15 protein-coding genes are annotated in these 15,961 nt (G+C 71.1%); 5 read left to right on the plus strand and 10 right to left on the minus strand.

The genetic code is table 11. From position 1 onward, the window contains the following. Positions 1 to 105: 105 nt before the first annotated feature. The 6 genes from ACFWGJ_RS12525 to ACFWGJ_RS12550 all read right to left on the minus strand — a co-directional run bounded on the left by ACFWGJ_RS12525 (position 106) and on the right by ACFWGJ_RS12550 (position 6,307). Positions 106 to 1,095, minus strand: coding sequence for a zinc-dependent alcohol dehydrogenase family protein (locus tag ACFWGJ_RS12525; RefSeq protein ID WP_387323041.1), 990 nt, complete (start codon positions 1,093 to 1,095; stop codon positions 106 to 108). Then, complete coding sequence (locus tag ACFWGJ_RS12530; RefSeq protein ID WP_387323043.1) at positions 1,092 to 1,973, minus strand: carbohydrate ABC transporter permease; 882 nt, start codon at positions 1,971 to 1,973, stop codon at positions 1,092 to 1,094. Before ACFWGJ_RS12530 ends, ACFWGJ_RS12525 begins: the two co-directional genes overlap by 4 nt. Then, entirely contained in the window at positions 1,970 to 2,911 is a 942-nt protein-coding gene (locus tag ACFWGJ_RS12535; protein ID WP_387323045.1) for a carbohydrate ABC transporter permease, read from the minus strand. The genes ACFWGJ_RS12530 and ACFWGJ_RS12535 overlap by 4 nt, the downstream gene beginning before the upstream one ends. Continuing rightward, a complete protein-coding gene (locus ACFWGJ_RS12540) occupies positions 2,908 to 4,278 on the minus strand; it encodes an ABC transporter substrate-binding protein (RefSeq protein WP_387323047.1) in 1,371 nt (456 codons plus the stop codon). The genes ACFWGJ_RS12535 and ACFWGJ_RS12540 overlap by 4 nt, the downstream gene beginning before the upstream one ends. Positions 4,279 to 4,400: 122 nt before the next feature. Next, complete coding sequence (locus ACFWGJ_RS12545) at positions 4,401 to 5,171, minus strand: DeoR/GlpR family DNA-binding transcription regulator (RefSeq protein WP_107017685.1); 771 nt, start codon at positions 5,169 to 5,171, stop codon at positions 4,401 to 4,403. A 299-nt stretch (positions 5,172 to 5,470) separates the two neighbouring features. Next, a complete protein-coding gene (locus ACFWGJ_RS12550; protein ID WP_387323049.1) occupies positions 5,471 to 6,307 on the minus strand; it encodes an NAD-dependent epimerase/dehydratase family protein in 837 nt (278 codons plus the stop codon). Between the two features lie 309 nt (positions 6,308 to 6,616). Here ACFWGJ_RS12550 and ACFWGJ_RS12555 point away from each other — a divergent pair, with 309 nt between their 5' ends. Both ACFWGJ_RS12555 and ACFWGJ_RS12560 read left to right on the plus strand, forming a co-directional pair. After that, positions 6,617 to 7,558 (plus strand): 5-dehydro-4-deoxyglucarate dehydratase, encoded by a 942-nt coding sequence (locus ACFWGJ_RS12555; protein WP_387323052.1) that lies wholly within the window; start codon positions 6,617 to 6,619, stop codon positions 7,556 to 7,558. Continuing rightward, positions 7,555 to 8,724: a hypothetical protein gene (locus tag ACFWGJ_RS12560; RefSeq protein ID WP_387323054.1), complete on the plus strand. Its 1,170-nt coding sequence runs from the start codon at positions 7,555 to 7,557 to the stop codon at positions 8,722 to 8,724. The genes ACFWGJ_RS12555 and ACFWGJ_RS12560 overlap by 4 nt, the downstream gene beginning before the upstream one ends. Before the next feature lie 279 nt (positions 8,725 to 9,003). On the opposite strand, the gene ACFWGJ_RS12565 is transcribed toward ACFWGJ_RS12560, so the two are convergent. Next, positions 9,004 to 10,251, minus strand: a complete 1,248-nt coding sequence (locus ACFWGJ_RS12565; RefSeq protein ID WP_387323056.1) for an MFS transporter — start codon at positions 10,249 to 10,251, stop codon at positions 9,004 to 9,006. A 101-nt stretch (positions 10,252 to 10,352) separates the two neighbouring features. Continuing rightward, the gene (locus tag ACFWGJ_RS12570; RefSeq protein WP_387323058.1) at positions 10,353 to 11,330 is read right to left on the minus strand and encodes an NAD(P)-dependent alcohol dehydrogenase; all 978 of its coding nucleotides are present in this window, start codon (positions 11,328 to 11,330) and stop codon (positions 10,353 to 10,355) included. Positions 11,331 to 11,544: 214 nt separating this feature from the next. Between ACFWGJ_RS12570 and ACFWGJ_RS12575 the strand changes: the two genes are divergently transcribed. Beyond that, on the plus strand, positions 11,545 to 12,159 hold the full coding sequence (locus tag ACFWGJ_RS12575; protein ID WP_387323060.1) for a TIGR03086 family metal-binding protein: 615 nt from the start codon (positions 11,545 to 11,547) through the stop codon (positions 12,157 to 12,159). Positions 12,160 to 12,166: 7 nt separating this feature from the next. Here ACFWGJ_RS12575 and ACFWGJ_RS12580 read toward each other — a convergent pair whose 3' ends face one another. Both ACFWGJ_RS12580 and ACFWGJ_RS12585 read right to left on the minus strand, forming a co-directional pair. Further along, entirely contained in the window at positions 12,167 to 13,261 is a 1,095-nt protein-coding gene (locus ACFWGJ_RS12580; protein WP_387323100.1) for a sensor histidine kinase, read from the minus strand. Between the two features lie 46 nt (positions 13,262 to 13,307). Beyond that, complete coding sequence (locus ACFWGJ_RS12585; RefSeq protein WP_387323062.1) at positions 13,308 to 13,988, minus strand: response regulator transcription factor; 681 nt, start codon at positions 13,986 to 13,988, stop codon at positions 13,308 to 13,310. 87 nt (positions 13,989 to 14,075) lie between these two features. Between ACFWGJ_RS12585 and ACFWGJ_RS12590 the strand changes: the two genes are divergently transcribed. Both ACFWGJ_RS12590 and ACFWGJ_RS12595 read left to right on the plus strand, forming a co-directional pair. Next, positions 14,076 to 14,720, plus strand: a complete 645-nt coding sequence (locus ACFWGJ_RS12590) for a M15 family metallopeptidase (RefSeq protein WP_387323064.1) — start codon at positions 14,076 to 14,078, stop codon at positions 14,718 to 14,720. A gap of 23 nt (positions 14,721 to 14,743) precedes the next feature. Continuing rightward, complete coding sequence (locus ACFWGJ_RS12595) at positions 14,744 to 15,829, plus strand: endonuclease/exonuclease/phosphatase family protein (RefSeq protein ID WP_387323102.1); 1,086 nt, start codon at positions 14,744 to 14,746, stop codon at positions 15,827 to 15,829. Positions 15,830 to 15,961: the final 132 nt, after the last annotated feature.

Genomic DNA, 15,961 nt, shown 5'->3' on the forward strand with positions numbered 1-15,961 from the left:
CCCCTCTGAGGTACCTGGGGGCGCGGGGAACTGCGCAGCGGGGGCGAGGGGGCGCAGCCCCCATGCGTGGATGGGAATGGGTAGGGGCGGCGGGGGCGAGAAAGGTTAGGGGACCACTACGATCTTTCGGCCGATGCCCGAGGCGAACTGGTCCAGGGCCTGGGGGTACTGGTCCAGGGGGAGGCGGTCACTGATGAAGATGTCCGGGTCCAGGACGCCCGTGGCGAAGAGTTCCGCCGCCCGCTCGAAGCTGTGGAGCACCGCCATCGAACCGGTGATCGTGATCTCCTGGTTGTAGATGCGGTACGGGTCGATGGAGACGCGTGTCGCGTAGTCGGCCACTCCGAACTGCAGGAACGTGCCCGCCTTGGCGACCCGCTCCAGCCCGTCCTGGATCGCCGCCGCGTTGCCCGTGGCGTCGACCACCAGGTCCCAGCCCTGCGGCCGGTCCAGCTCGTCGGCGCTGGTCGCGGACGCGGAGACGCCGAGCTTCTGGGCGGTGGTGAGGCGCTGCGCGTTGATGTCGACCATGTCGACGCTGGCCGCGCCCGTCCGCTTCGCCAGTTCCAGCATCATCAGGCCCATCGTTCCGGAGCCGTAGATCAGGACGTGGGAGCCGAGGCGGGAGTTGAGGACGTCGTAGCCGCGTACCGCGCAGGAGAGCGGTTCGATCAGGGCCGCGTCCTGGGTACGTACGTGCTCGGGGAGCTTGACGCAGTTTGCGACCGGTGCGACCGCGTACTGGGCGGCGCCGCCCGCCGTGGTCACGCCGATCGCGGCCCAGCGCTCACAGAGGTTGTTGTGGCCCGTACGGCAGTAGCGGCACTCGTAGCAGTACAGGGAGGGGTCCACGGCCACCTGGTCGCCGACCGAGAGTTCCGTGACCTGTCGGCCCACGCCGACGACCTCGCCCGCGAACTCGTGGCCGGGGACGATCGGCAGCTTGGGGGCGAACTCGCCCTGGAGGATGTGCAGGTCCGTGCCGCACAGTCCGCAGGCCGACACCTCCACGACGACCTCGCGCGGGCCCGGTGTCGGGTCCGGGACCTCGGAGACGACGGCCTTTCCCACGGACTCGATGACGGCGGCCTTCATTTCACGGCTCCCAGCGACAGGCCCTGGACCAGTTTGTCCTGGGCGGCGAACCCTGCGGCGAGCACCGGCAGGGAGACGACGAGCGACGCGGCGCACACCTTCGCCAGGAACAGGCCCTGGCTGGTGATGAAGCCGGTCAGGAAGACGGGGGCGGTCTCCGCCACCACGCCTGTGAGCACCCGGGCGAACAGCAGTTCGTTCCAGCTGAAGATGAAGCAGATGAGGGAGGTGGCCGCGATACCGGGGAGGGCGATCGGAGCCACGACGCGGGTGAGGATCGTGGGGAGTTTCGCGCCGTCTATCTGGGCCGCCTCGATGATCGCCACCGGGACCTCGGAGAGGAAGGACTGCATCATCCACACCGCGATCGGGAGGTTCATCGAGGTGTAGAGGATGACCAGGAGCCAGATGTTGTCCAGCATCCCGGTGTTCTTGGCGAAGAGGTAGATCGGGAGGAGGCCCGCCACCACCGGCAGCATTTTGGTGGAGAGGAAGAAGAAGAGGACGTCCGTCCACTTCTTGACCGGGCGGATGGAGAGCGCGTACGCCGCGGGGAGGGCGAGGATCAGGACCAGGAGCGTCGACGCCAGGGACGCCACGGTCGAGTTGATCAGGGACGGCCAGGGGCTCGCCCCGCCGCCCGAGCCGAAGAACTCGCGGTAGCCGTCGAGGGTGAGGGGTGCCGCGAAGGACGGTGGGTTGGTCGCCGCGTCCGTTTCGGAGTGGAAGGACGTCAGGGCCATCCAGGCGATGGGCAGGAAGAAGACGATGCCTGCCAGCCAGGCGACCAGGCCCAGGCCCCGGCCCTTGGGGCGGCGGGGGATGGGGTCGGCGGACGTGGTGCTGCTGGGACGGGCTTGTACGGCTGTGGCGCTCATGCGCGGCCCACCTCCTCGCGGAACAGGGACGAGACCACGCGCAGTGCGAAGGTCGCGATGATGATGGAGCCGATGACGACCAGGACGCCGGCCGCGGAGGCGAGGCCGTTCTCGTGGGCCTGGTAGAAGGTCTGGTAGACGGTGTAGGGGAGGTTCGCCGTGCCCAGACCGCCGGACGTGATCGTGAAGACCGCGTCGAAGTTCTGCACGATGTAGATCGAGCCGAGCAGGGCGCCCAGTTCGAGGTAGCGGCGCAGGTGGGGCAGGGTGAGGTAGCGGAAGATCTGCCAGTTGCTCGCGCCGTCGACCCTGGCCGCCTCGATCTGCTGGTGGTCCCGGCTCTGCAGGCCCGCCAGCAGGATCAGCATCATGAAGGGCGTCCACTGCCAGACGAGGGACGCCTCGATGGCGAGCAGCGGGGTGTTGGAGATCCAGTCGGGCTGTGGGCCGCCCACATAGTGCAGCAAGCCATTGAGCAGGCCGTACTCGGGGTTGTAGAGCACATGCTTCCAGAGCAGGGCGGCTGCTACGGGCACCACCAGGAAGGGTGCGATCAAGAGGGTGCGGACCAGGCCGCGGCCCCGGAACTTGCGGTCCAGCAGGAGGGCGAGGCCGAGGCCCAGGACCAGGCTGGCCAGGACGACGGAGACGGTGAGCAGGATGGTCACCCAGACCGACTTGCGCAGGGCCGCGTCGGTGAGGACCTCCGTGTAGTTGCCGAAGCCCGTGAAGCTGCGGGCGTCCGGGTAGAGGGAGTTCCAGTCGAAGAAGGAGATCACCAGCGTGGCCACGAACGGCAGCTGGGTCACGGCGATCATGAAGATCAGTGCGGGCAGGAGCGGGGCCCTGGTCGCCCAGGCGCGTATGCGTCCGGAGGGCTGCCGCTTCTGCGTGTGTACGGATGGTGCGGCCACGGGGGCTGTCGTTGTCGCGGTCATCGTCCCTCGTACTCCTCGGCGATCTCCTCGGCCAGCTTCTGGGACTTCTTCAGGGCCGACTCGACGGACTGGCGTCCGGCGATGGCCGCGCTGATCTCCTGCGAGACCTTGGTACCGAGATCGGTGAACTCGGGGATGCCGACGAACTGGATGCCGGGCGCGGGCCGCGGCTGTACGCCGGGGTCGGTGGGCCGGGCGCCCTCGATGGCTTCCTTCGTCATCTCCTGGAAGGCGCCGGCCTCCTTGCGGTAGTCGGCGTTCGTGTACGTCGAGGCGCGCTTGCCGGCCGGCACGTTGGACCAGCCGATCTCGTCACCCACCAGCTGCTCGTACTCCTTGCTGGACGCCCAGGAGACGAACTTCCACGCCTTGTCGGGATTGCGGGAGGCGTCCTGGATGCCCCAGGCCCAGGTGTAGAGCCAGCCCGAGGACTCCGTCTTGTCGACCGGCGCAGGCGCGTACCCGATCTTGCCCTTGACGGGGGACTTCGCCGCCTCCAGGGAACCGGCCGCGGAGGTGGCGTCGTACCACATGGCGACCTTGCCCTGGGTCAGGTTGTTGAGGCACTCGGCGAAGCCGGACTGGGCCGCGCCGGACTCGCCGTGCTTGCGGACGAGGTCGACGTAGAACTTGGTCGCCTTCTCGAACTCGGGGGAGTCGAGCCGTGCCTTCCAGTCCTTGTCGAACCAGGTGCCGCCGAAGGTGTTCACGACCGTGGTGAGCGGGGCCATGATCTCGCCCCAGCCGGGCAGGCCGCGCAGGCAGATGCCCTTCATGTCCGCCTCGGCGCCGTCGGCCTTGGCGGCGAGGTCGGCGACCTCGTCCCAGGTCGGGTGGGCGGGCATCTTCAGGCCCTTCTCGGCGAACACGTCCTTGCGGTACATCAGGAACGACGACTCGCCGTAGAAGGGCTGTCCGTAGAGCTTGCCGTCCTCCGCGGTGAGGGACTGGCGCATGGGCTTGAGGACGTCCTGCTCGTCGTAGCCAGGGTCCTTGGCGACGTACGAGTCCATCTCGTGCAGCCAGTCGTTCTTGGCGTAGATCGGTATCTCGTAGTTGGAGAGCGTCGCGACGTCGTACTGGCCGGCCTGGTTGGCGAAGTCCTGGCTGATCTTGTCGCGGACGTCGTTCTCCGGCAGCACGGTGAAGTTCACCTTGATGCCGGTCTCCTTGGTGAAGTGGGCCGCGGTGAGCTTCTGCAGCTCCACCATCTGCGGGTTGTTGACCATGAGGACGTTGATGGAGTTGCCACCGGAGCCCGCACCGCCCGCTCCGGCCCAGCAACCGGAGAGCAGCGGGGCGAGCAGCGTCCCTGCGGCGGCCGCGGCGAACATCGCGCGCGGCCTCCGTCGGCTCTGGGTTCGCATGGATCACTCCTGGATGTATCAGTACAAATGGGATGACATGGGGATGGCAAAGGCTCGCGAGGGGCCGGCAGGGGGAGTGTGGTGCCGCTGTAGTGGGTCGGTCGGGTTTTCGGACTCCGGGGTCAGACGCGGATGACCTGAGGGCCCTGCATCGAGTAGCGGTGGGCCTCGGAGGTGGGGAGGAACGTACTGGTGACGATCGCCTCCAGAGCGCCGATCTCCGCGAAGCGGCAGAAGCTGACGGCGCCGAACTTGGTGTGCACGCCCGCGAAGACCGTGCGGCGCGCGGCCCGGATGGCCTGTGACTTGACCTCGCTGACGGCCGGGTCGGGGGTGGTGAGGCCGTGTTCGCGCGAGATGCCGTTGGCGCCGATGAACGCCAGGTCGATGACGAAGCCCGCGAGCATCTTCGTCGTCCAGTGGTCGACGGTGGCCAGCGTGCCGGGCCTGACCCGGCCGCCGAGCAGCAGGACCGTCTTGTTGTCGGCCTCGGCGAGCGCGCCCGCGGTGGCCAGGGACGCGGTGACCACGGTCAGCGGCCGGTCCCTGGGCAGTGATTCGGCGATGAGCTGGGGGGTGAAGCCCTCGTCGACGAAGACCGTCTCCGCGTCCCCGAGCAGCTCGGCCGCGGCTGCGGCGATCCGGCGCTTCTCGGGTACGTGGCTGGTGGCGCGGAAGGCGAGCGTCGTCTCGAAGCCGGCGCTCTCCACGGGATAGGCGCCGCCGTGGGTGCGGCGGACGAGGCCGTGGTCCTCCAGGGCGCGCAGATCGCGGCGCACGGTCTCCCTGGCGACGCCCAGCTCGTCCGCGAGCTCGTTCACGTCGACGGCGCCTGTGCGCCGGGCGGTCTTCACGATCGCCCGTTGCCGTTCTTCCGCGCTCATGCCCGACACCCGCTTCCGCTCCCTTGCGTACGTGCCTACTGCCCGTTCGGGCCCGTTCAACCCTTGGGGGAAGTTCTACAGCGGGTACGCGCCACTGACCAGGTCTGTTGCGGGTCCGATGGCGCCCGTGTGTGCCCGTTGGGTGAGACGGGCGCCCGCGGCGGACCTGCGGCGGAGCGTAATTCGGGCAGGGGGCGTGCCCGAACGGCGGAGCGGACGGGCCCGTTCGGTGCCCGTCCGCCCCGTGAGGTCGTCCGTGTGGAGTGGCCGGAAGTGTCGGCGGGGCCCGGTACGGGCGGCCGGGAGTGTCAGTAGGGCCACACCGGGGGGTTGGTGACGAAGGCGCCGCCGAGGCAGGCGTGGTCCGGGTTCGACGGGTCCAGTTCGCCCTGGTCCGCGATCAGCTTCCCGGCGTACTGCTCGGAGTCGTCCTGCGGCTCGTAGCCCAGCGCGCGGGCACTCGACAGGTCCCACCACAGCCGGGTGTTGGCGGAGGAGCCGTAGACGACGCTGTGGCCGACCTGCTCGGCGGTCAGGGCCGCGTGGAAGAGGCGGGCGCCGTCGCCGGGGCTCATCCAGACCGACAGCATGCGCACGGTGGTCGGCTCAAGGAAGCAGGAGCCGATGCGCACGGAGACGGTCTCCAGGCCGTGCTTGTCCCAGTAGAACTGCGCCAGGTCCTCGCCGAAGGACTTGGAGAGGCCGTAGAAGGTGTCCGGGCGGCGCGGGGTGTCGATGGGGATGAGGGCGCCCGGCTCGTGGGGCGCCTCGCCCTCGGGGCGCGGAGTGAAGCCGACCGCGTGGTTCGAGGAGGCGAAGACGACCCGTCCGACGCCCTCCTCGCGCGCGGCCTCGTAGAGGTTGTAGGTGCCCTCGATGTTCGCCTTCAGGATCTTGTCGAAGGTGGACTCAAGGGAGATGCCCGCGAGGTGGATGACGGCGTCCACGCCGCGGACGGCCTCGCGCAGGGCCTCCTTGTCGCCGAGGTCCGCGGTGATCGCGTCGGGCTCGCCGTCGATGGGCCGCATGTCGAGGAGGCGCAGTTCGTAGCCGTAGGCGGGGAGCAGCCCGCGCATCAGGGTGCCGAGGCCGCCGGCGGCGCCGGTGAGCAGGACGGTGCGGGGAGCGGTGCGCGGAGCGGGCATCCTCGGGTCTCCTAGAATCAGCAGCCGTATGCATATGCGTAAGCGTGTACGGCATTCACATCCATGGACACGCTATGGATCGTTCGCCGCTCGCGTCAAGTGTCGCGCGAAGGGCGGGGATCCGCTGTCGGTCGGTTGCATTTCGGGTCCTTTCTTGCTCCGGTCTCCTTCCGGAATTGCTCCGGGAATGCGGGTTTGCCCGCTTGACCGGTCCCGACGGCGAGCTCTAGCGTGGGCGAGTTCAGAGACATGGACGCAAATCAGAAACGTGCACGGGTGGCGTGTACGTACATGCTCTAGGGAGAGCCCGTGTCGTCAGCCCCCCTCGCCGCTCGACTCAGTATCCCCAGCGGGCCGCTGTTCTTCCCCGTCACCGCGTACGACCGGGACGGGGCCATCGACCTGGACGTCTACCGCGAGCACGTCCGGCGGGGCGTCGAGGCCGGTGCCGCCGCCGTCTTCGCCTGCTGCGGCACCGGCGAGTTCCACGCGCTCACGCCCGAGGAGTTCCAGGACTGCGTCCAGGCCGCCGTGGAGGAGACCGCGGGCCGGGTGCCCGTCGTCGCGGGCGCGGGCTACGGGACCGCCCTCGCGGTGCGCTACGCGCGGCTCGCCGAGGAGGCCGGCGCCGACGGGCTGCTCGCCATGCCGCCCTACCTCGTGGTCGCCGGACAGGAGGGGCTGCTGCGGCACTACACGGAACTCGCCGGCGCCACCTCGCTCGACATCGTCGTGTACCAGCGCGACAACGCCGTCTTCACCCCGGAGACCGTGGTCGCGCTGGCCCGCACCGAAGGGGTCATCGGCTTCAAGGACGGCACCGGCGACCTCGACCTCATGCAGCGCATCGTCAGCGCCGTACGGTCAGAGGTGCCGGGCGACTTCCTCTACTTCAACGGGCTGCCGACCGCCGAACTCACCGGCCTCGCCTACCGGGGCATCGGCATCACCCTCTACTCGTCCGCCGTCTTCTGCTTCGCGCCCGAGATCGCCCTCGCCTTCCACCGCGCCATGGGCTCCGGCGACGACGCGACCGTCAACCGGCTGCTCGACGGCTTCTACCGGCCGCTCGTCGAACTGCGCGCCCAGGGCCGCGGATACGCCGTCTCGCTCGTCAAGGCCGGGGTACGGCTGCGGGGGCTCGACGTGGGCGAGGTACGGCCGCCGCTGCACGAACCGTCCGAGGACCACCTCAAGCAGCTCGCCCAGCTGATCGAACGCGGCCACGCGCTCCTGGAGGAGGCCAAGTGAGGGCGTCGGCCTTCGTCTATCCGTGGGACGTCAACGGCGACCCCGGGGCGGCGGCACGCATCGCCGGGCTCGGCGTACAGCAGGCGACCCTCGCGTCCGCGTACCACTCCACGCGCGCGCTGACCCCCCGGCACCCCCGCCACCGCATCGTCACCGCGCCGCACGCCGCCGTCCTCTACTCGCCGGACACCGGACGCTGGCAGGGGCGCAGGCTGCGCCCGTACCCCGCCGGGGACTGGGCGCCGGGCGACGCGTACGGGGAGGCGGCCGAGGCCCTCGCGGGAGCCGGACTCGACGTGCACACCTGGGTGGTCCTCGCGCACAACTCCCGTATGGGCGAGGAGTTCCCGGACACCTCAGTGGTCAACGCGTACGGAGACCGCTACCCCTGGGCACCCTGCATCGCGCAGCCGGAGACGCGCGCCTACCTGACCGACCTGGCCGTCGAGGCGGCCGTACGGCCGGGAGCGGCGGGTACGGAACTCGAATCCCTCGGCTGGTACGGGCTCCCGCATCTGCACGCCCACGACAAGACGTCCGGTGTCGCGCTCGGGGACGCCGGGACGTACCTGATGTCGCTGTGCTTCTGCCCGGTGTGCCGCGACGGGTATACGCAACTGGGTCTGGACGCCGATGAGTTGGCCTCGGCGGTCCGGCGCGCCCTGGAGCCCGTGTGGCGCGGCGGGACGCCCGCCGGGGGCTGGGAGGCCGTGGAGAAGCTGCTGGGCGGCGACCTGGCGACGGCCACGCGCGCGTGGCGCGACTCCGCGGCCCGCTCCTTCCAGACGGACGTCGTCGCCGCCGTCCGGGCGGCGGCCCCCGACGGCTTCCGGATCCTGCTGCACGCGGACCCGGACTCGTACCACGTGGGCGCGAACGCCGGCGTGGACCCGGAGCACATCCTGACCGTCGCCGACGGCGTGGTCGTCCCGTGCGGGGGAGGCTCGGGCCTGCTGGCCCCCTTCGCGGCACACGCCGGAAAGGACGACGTACTGGCGGCCAACTTCCCGGTGGTGGCCGGAATGGGCGGCAGCCCCGCAACCCTCCACGAGGACGCGACGCAGGCAGCCGACCGAGGAGCCACCGAACTGCGGCTCTACCACGCGGGCTTGGCATCGGAGGAGGACCTGACCCTGGTGAAGCAGGCGCTGACGAGGCTGGGCTGAGCGCAGAGGCCCGCTTGGGGACTCCGCGCGCTGCAGGATTGAAAAGGCGGGGCGAAGCCCCGCTTTTCAGGGGCGCGGGGAACGGCGCGGCCAACCACACCCGGGCAGCACGGTGACGAGCCGCGCAACCCCCGCTTTCAGGGGCGCGGGGAACTGCGCGGCCAGCCACGGCCGGGCAGCACGGTGAGGAGCCGCGCAACCCCCGCTTTCAGGGGCGCGGGGAACTGCGCGGCCAGCCACGGCCGGGCAGCACGGTGACGAGCCGCGCAACCCCCGCTTTCAGGGGCGCGGGGAACTGCGCGGCCAGCCACAGCCGGGCAGCACCGTGACGAGCCGCGTAATCCCCACGGCCACCAACAGGCCCTGATATGGAACGAGTTCCACAAGACCCGCTCCCAGCGCAATCCCGACCGCGTTGGGCGCGAACAGCAACGTGTTCGCGGTCGCCGCCGTACGGCCGAGCAGCGCACCCGGAGTCTCCCGCTGCACAGCCGTGAGCGCCGCGATCAGCACGCACGGCAGCCCGACCCCCACCGCCACGGCGGAGCCGAGCGCCACCGCGTCGTACGGGAGCGCGCGAGCCGTCACGGCCACGGCGGTCAGCGCGATGCCGTACCGCGCGAACCGCCGCTCGCCCAGCCGGCGCAGGAGCGGCCCCGAGACCAGGCCGATCGCCACCGAACCGGCGCCCTGGGCGACGTACAGCAGCCCCACGTACGCGGGGGAGTGCCCGAGGCCCTCCGCCACCGCGTAGACCATCGCGCCGTTGACGCCCGCGAAGAGCATCGTCGTGCCGCCGGCGAGGACGAGCGGGCGCAGGACCGGGTGGCCCCACAGGAAGCGGGCGCCCTCGACGGTCCGGGCACGCCATCCGGCGGCGCCCTCCGCCGGGCGCGGCGGCGGCTCGTGGACGCGCAGGAGCGTGTAGAGGCCCGCGGCGAGGGAGAAGGTGCAGGCGTCCAGGAGCGCGACGCGGGCGCCCCCGTACGCCGCGTACAGGCCCGCCCCGGCGAGCGGGGCGAGCAGTTTCATGCCCTCGTTGGCCGTCATCCGCAGCCCGTTGAAGTCCCCGAGGAGCCGTGTGTCGACGGCGGTGGCCACCAGCGCCGCCTCCGCCGCGTCATGGACGACACCGGCCGCCCCGTACACGAGGAGCACGGTGAACAGGATCCACAGGGTGCCCGGCGAGTCCACCGCGAGGAGCGGCAGGAGGAGCGCGGCCAGGCCCAGGTTCGTCCACACCAGCAGCGGGCGGCGGCGGGTGCGGTCGGCGAGGGTGCCCAGCGCCGGGCCGATCAGCGTGGGCGCCCACAGGGCGAAGACGCAGAGGGCGGCCAGGCCGTCCGAGCCGGTCAGGTCCTTCACCCAGACCCCGGCCACCAGCCACATCGCCGACGAGCCGAAGCCGGAGACCACGACCCCGCTCAGATACAGCCCTGCGTTGCGGTCCCGCAGGACACGGACCACCGCCCACGCCGGGCGGGCCGCCGGGGACGTCCGCGGTGCCCGCGGTGTTCGTTCCGTCATGCCCGGTCATCGTGTAGCTAAGGCCCCGGGGCGGGGATCGGGCAGGTGCCTTAGACGGGGTACGCGGCAGGGGCGCCGGGCGACGGCCTCCAGAGGGCCCTCTAAGGGACGGTGATGACGAGTTTGCCCCGCGGGTGGCCCTTCTCCAGATGGCGGACGGCGTCGGCGGTCTCGGCGAGCGGGTAGGTGCGGTCGACGGGCGGGACGAGCTTGCCGTTCTCGGCGAGTTCCTTGAGGGCGAGCAGGTCCTCGCGGCGGGCCACGGAGACGAGGTTGCGGAGGTTCTGGCGGACGAACGGCGACAGCAGGACGGCCCGCAGACCACGGCTCAGCCCGCCGAACAGCGCGGTGCCGCCCTCGCCGCCGACGATCACGAGGGTGCCGTGCGGGGCCAGGGCGCGGCGCAGCACGGACAGGGGGCGCTGCCCCGCGTTGTCGACGACGACGTCGTAGCGGTGCGGGTGCGGACCGTCGCCGATGTCCTCGGTGGTGTAGTCGATGACGTGCGCGGCACCCCGGGCCCGTACGAAGTCCGCGCCGCCGGGGCCGCACACACCGGTGACCTCGGCCCCGTACACGGCGGCGAGCTGGACGGCGTACGAGCCCACCCCGCCGGAGGCGCCGATGACGAGGACCCGCTGGCCCGGCTTCGGGCGGGCGGTGCCGCTCAGGGCCTGGAAGGCGGTCATGGCCGACACGGGGAGGGCGGCGGCCTGCTCGAAGGTGAGGCCGGCCGGTTTGAGGGCGAGCTTCGCGGCCTTGGCACACGCGAACTCGGCGAAGGAGCCCTCGCAGTTGCCGAACACCTCGTCGCCCGGCTTGAAGTCGGTCACCTTCGCCCCGACGGCCTCGACGCGTCCGGCGCCGTCCCAGCCCCGTACCGGGTTCCTGGGTTTACGGAGGCCGAGGACGGCGCGTGCCACCAGCGGGCGGCCCGTCATGAGGTGCCACACCTCGGGCCCGAGACCGGCCGCGCGGATCTCGACCAGCACCTCGTCGTCGCGGGGGACGGGACGCTCGATCTCCCGCAGTTCCAGCAGGTCCGCCGATCCGTAGGCATCCTGGACGATCGCCTTCATGACGTGGCTCCCCTCGTGGTCCCCGGCTCCGGGAATCCCGGCAGTCCCGAGCATCCCGGCGGTTCGGACACCTGGCCAGATTCCTGAGCACGATCTTGGGAGGGGGAGCGATGAGTTTTCGTACGGCCGACGGTCTACCCCCATGACGACCCCGATACGAACCCTGATGACCCCTGACGACCTCATGACGACCCTGTGACGAGAGGAACCCACCATGGGCGACGGCGAGAGCACGGCGACCACCCTTGACCTGGGGCCGCAGGCCCTGCTCGTGGCGCGCATCGCGGACGCGGTGCGCGAGGACCAGCTGGAGGACGCCACCCCGTGTCCTGACTACGCGGTACGCCATCTGGTCGGGCATCTGACCGGCCTCGCCGCGGCCTTCCGCGACGCCGGGCGGAAGGATCTCGGGGCCACGACGGACACCGCGCCCACCGCGGGGCTGCCCGACCTGACACCCGGGTGGCGCGGCGAACTGCCCAAGCTGCTGGTCGAGCTGGCCGAGGCCTGGCGCGACCCGGCCGCGTGGACGGGGCAGACGCGGGCGGGCGGAGTGGATCTGCCCGGCGAGATCGCGGGCATCGTCGCCACCGACGAACTCGTCGTGCACGGCTGGGATCTGGCCCGCGCGACCGGACAGGAGTACGTGCCCGACGAGGCGGCCCTGCGGGCGGCGTACCAGATGCTGGCCGCGTCCGTCGACGACCCGTCGCGCGGCAGCATCTTCGGCCCGGTGGTGGCCGTCCCGGAGGGGGCGCCCCTGCTGGACCGGGTGATCGGGCTGAGCGGACGGGACCCGGGGTGGCGGGCCACCACCGGCGAGCGCTGAGAGGGCCTCAGGCTCCGGGCAGTTCCACCGTGACGTGCAGCCCGCCGGCGGGGCGCGGGGTGAGGGTGAGCGTTCCGTCGTGTGCGTGCGCGATGGTCCCGACGATCGCCAGGCCGAGGCCGACGCCCCCGTGATCGGTGTGGACGCGTTCGGCGCCGCGCCGGAACGGCTCGGTGAAGGCCGAGGCCAGCTCCGGGGAGATCCGCTCGCCGGAGTTCTCGACGGTGAGCACCGCACCGCCGGGCCGGACGCCGGTCCGCACCCACACCCTGCCGCCGTCGGGCAGATTGTGGACGATCGCGTTCTGGACGAGGTTCGTGGTCAGCTGCAGCAGGAGCGCGTGCGATCCGGAGGTGGGGGTGATGTCGCCGCGGATCTCCAGAGCGACGCCCCGCTTCTCCGCGAGGGGCAGGAGCGTTTCGGCGGCCTCCTCGGCCAGGAGGGACAGGTCGACGTCCTCGCGGGTGAACGTCCGCTGCCCGGCGCGGCCGAGCAGGAGCAGTGCCTCGGTGAGGTCGATGGCCCGGGTGTTGACGGCGTGGAGGCGTTCGACGGCCTCGCCGGGGTCGTGGTCCGGATCGGAACGGGCCACGTCGATGAGGGCCTTCGAGATCGCCAGCGGGGTGCGCAGCTCGTGCGAGGCGTTCGCCGCGAACCTCCGCTGTTCGGCGACGTGTTCTTCGAGCCGGGCCAGCATCGAGTCGAAGGCGTCGGCGAGTTCACGGAACTCGTCCCTGCGGCCCGGCAGCCGGATGCGGTGGGAGAGCGTCCCGGCCGAGGCCAGGCGGGTGGCGCCGGTGATACGGGTCAGCGGCGCGAGCATCCGGCCGGCCAGGACCCACCCTCCGACCAGGCCGAACACCAGCAGGAACGCCAGCACGGCGGCTGCCCGCGGAGCGAACTCGCGCAGCAGATTGGACCGGATGGGAAAGATGCCGTTCATGGCGCTGTCGTCGGCGTTGATGAGCATCGCGCGGTCGGGGACGTACCGCAGGAGGAACAGCCACACCGCCGCGAGCAGCAGGACACCGGCGAGCATGAGGAACCCCGCGTAGCTGAGGGTGAGCCTGGCGCGCACGCTCAGACCGGGGGCCCTGTCCACGGTCGTCTCCGGCCCGTTCGGCTCGGTGCTCGGCGTGCGCGGTGTGTCAGGCATCCGCCGCCTCCGGTCGGGTCTCGATGCGGTAGCCGACGCCCGGCACGGTGGCGATGATCCAGGGTTCGCCGAGCCGTTTGCGCAGGGCCGAGACGGTGATGCGCACGGCGTTGGTGAACGGGTCGGCGTTCTCGTCCCACGCGCGTTCCAGCAGCTCCTCGGCGCTGACGACACCGCCCTCGGCGCCGACGAGGACCTCCAGCACGGCGAACTGCTTCCTGGTCAGCGCGACATAGCGGCCGTCGCGGTAGACCTCGCGGCGGAACGGGTCCAGGCGCAGGCCCGCGATCTCCCGCACGGGTGGCCTGCTGTGGCCGCGTCTGCGGTCGAGCGCTCTGAGCCTGAGGACGAGTTCCTGGAGGTCGAACGGTTTCGTGAGGTAGTCGTCGGCGCCCAGCTCGAACCCGCTGGCCTTGTCGTCGAGACGGTCGGCGGCGGTGAGCATCAGGATCGGCATACCGCTGCCGGAGGCGACGACGGCCTTGGCGATCTCGTCACCGGACGGCCCGGGAATGTCGCGGTCGAGCACGGCGATGTCGTACGCGTTGACGCCCAGCAGTTCCAGCGCGGTGTCGCCGTCGCCCGCGATGTCCGCCGCGATCGCCTCCAGGCGCAGGCCGTCGCGGATGGCTTCCGCCAGATAGGGCTCGTCCTCGACGATCAGCACTCGCATGTGCTTGAGGCTACGAGCCGGCGCCTATCGCCGGCGTATCGAAAACCGGATACATGGGGGCAACATCACGCCGCCTTGACTGGCGGTATGACTCGAAACCCACCATCTGCGCGCTTACCGGGCCGCCGGATCCGCCCGCTCCTCCTCGTCGTGGGGGCAGTGGTCCTGACAGGCGTCGTGGCAGGCGTGGCGGCGATCGCCCTCGCCCTCGGCCCGCAGCTGCCGACGTCCTGGTTGTCGTCGAAGGCCTCGTCGAAGGCCCACACGGATTCCTCCCTCTCCTCGGCCGACGGTGTCGTCCCCGACGGCGTGACGGTCTTCGACGACTCGTTCGAGGCCGTGACGAAGCTGGATCCGCGGCTGCTCCACGCCCTGCGCCGGGCCGCGACGGCCGCCGTGTCCGACGGGGTCGAGTTCTACGTCAACAGCGGCTGGCGTTCGCCGAAGTACCAGAACCGGCTGCTGCGCGAGGCGGTCGCCGCCCACGGGTCCGAGGAGGAGGCCGCCCGATGGGTGGCCACCGCGGCGACGTCCCCGCACGTGTCGGGGGACGCCGTCGACATCGGGCACTCCGACGCGGCGGAGTGGCTGTCCGAGCACGGCGTCGACCACGGGCTGTGCCAGATCTACCGGAACGAGCCCTGGCACTTCGAACTGCGTACCCGGGCGATCGGGCACGGGTGCCCGGACATGTACGCCAACCCCACCGAGGATCCGAGGATGCGGCAGTGACCGGAAACGAGCCGGGACGCACGATGACGCAGGCCGACACGGACGACGTGGCCGGCGTGACCGATGCGACCGATGTCTCCGACACGGCGGGCACGACGGCTGGGCCCGTCGTCCGCCGCGCGATCCGCGCCGCTCTGCGGCCGGCCCCCTGGAGGCGCGGCCCGCTGCTCACGGCCCTGGCGCTGCTCCTCGGCCTGACCCTGCGGCTGCACGCGGGCATCCCGAACCGGATCGGGAACCTCGGTAGCCTGGTGGAGACCTTCCTGCCCTGGTTCGGCCTGTTCGTGCCGGTGCTGCTCGCCGGGGCGCTGTGGCGCCGCTCCGCCTCCGCCGTGGTCGCGCTGCTGCTGCCGGTCACGGTGTGGCTGAACCTGTACGGCGGGCTGCTCGGCGACAGGTCCCAGCCGGGCGGCGACCTCACCGTGGCGAGCCACAACGTCGGCGCCGCCAACCCCGATCCGGCCGGCACCGCCCGCGCCCTGGCCGCCTCTGGTGCGGACGTACTGGCGCTGGAGGAGGTGACCCCGCAGGACCGGGACACCTACGAGAAGGGCCTGGCGAAGGCCTACCCGCACCACACGGTCATCGGCACGGTCGGACTGTGGAGCAGGCTGCCCCTGTCGGACACCCGGCCGGTCGACCTCAGGACGGACGTCGGACCCCTGGCCAGGACCAGACCGGCCGGCGCCACGACGGCCGAGAACCGGGCGCTGCGCACCACGGTGGCCACGGAGCACGGACCGCTGGCGGTGTACGTGGCCCACCTGGGCTCGGCCCGGGTGAACCCCCGGTCGGGTTTCTGGACGGACTCGCGGGACAGGAACGCGAAGGCGCTCGCCGAGGCCGTCGCCGCCGAGCCGAACGAGCGGGTGGTACTGCTCGGCGATCTGAACGGCACCATGGACGACCGCGCGTTCGCCGGACTCACTTCGCAACTGCACCCGGTCCAGGACGCGGTGGGGGACGGCTTCGGCTTCACCTGGCCGGCGAGTTTCCCGGTGGCGCGGATCGACCAGATCCTGGTCCGCGCGGTGGAGCCGAGGAGCGCGCGGGTGCTGCCGTCCACGGGCAGCGACCACCTGCCGGTGGCGGCCGCGATCGACTGGTGAACCCACGGCCGCCGAAGTCCACGGCAACTTCTTTTGTCGGAAGCATTGACGAAACACGGAGGCGCTTCTAGCTTCATCGCGTCGTACTTCGTACGTCATATATGAGACGAGATACGCGAGATCAGATACGCG

The sequence above is a fragment of the Streptomyces sp. NPDC060205 genome, from assembly GCF_042728395.1.
Taxonomy (GTDB): Bacteria; Actinomycetota; Actinomycetes; order Streptomycetales; family Streptomycetaceae; genus Streptomyces.

What these genes read in the sequence shown, in the direction of transcription:
- ACFWGJ_RS12525 (WP_387323041.1), bottom strand. Translation starts at nt 1,095, where the DNA reads ATGAAGGCCGCCGTCATCGAGTCCGTGGGAAAGGCCGTCGTCTCCGAG.
- ACFWGJ_RS12530 (WP_387323043.1), bottom strand. Translation starts at nt 1,973, where the DNA reads ATGAGCGCCACAGCCGTACAAGCCCGTCCCAGCAGCACCACGTCCGCC.
- ACFWGJ_RS12535 (WP_387323045.1), bottom strand. Translation starts at nt 2,911, where the DNA reads ATGACCGCGACAACGACAGCCCCCGTGGCCGCACCATCCGTACACACG.
- ACFWGJ_RS12540 (WP_387323047.1), bottom strand. Translation starts at nt 4,278, where the DNA reads ATGCGAACCCAGAGCCGACGGAGGCCGCGCGCGATGTTCGCCGCGGCC.
- ACFWGJ_RS12550 (WP_387323049.1), bottom strand. Translation starts at nt 6,307, where the DNA reads ATGCCCGCTCCGCGCACCGCTCCCCGCACCGTCCTGCTCACCGGCGCC.
- ACFWGJ_RS12565 (WP_387323056.1), bottom strand. Translation starts at nt 10,251, where the DNA reads ATGACGGAACGAACACCGCGGGCACCGCGGACGTCCCCGGCGGCCCGC.
- ACFWGJ_RS12570 (WP_387323058.1), bottom strand. Translation starts at nt 11,330, where the DNA reads ATGAAGGCGATCGTCCAGGATGCCTACGGATCGGCGGACCTGCTGGAA.
- ACFWGJ_RS12575 (WP_387323060.1), top strand. Translation starts at nt 11,545, where the DNA reads ATGGGCGACGGCGAGAGCACGGCGACCACCCTTGACCTGGGGCCGCAG.
- ACFWGJ_RS12585 (WP_387323062.1), bottom strand. Translation starts at nt 13,988, where the DNA reads ATGCGAGTGCTGATCGTCGAGGACGAGCCCTATCTGGCGGAAGCCATC.
- ACFWGJ_RS12590 (WP_387323064.1), top strand. Translation starts at nt 14,076, where the DNA reads ATGACTCGAAACCCACCATCTGCGCGCTTACCGGGCCGCCGGATCCGC.
- ACFWGJ_RS12595 (WP_387323102.1), top strand. Translation starts at nt 14,744, where the DNA reads ATGACGCAGGCCGACACGGACGACGTGGCCGGCGTGACCGATGCGACC.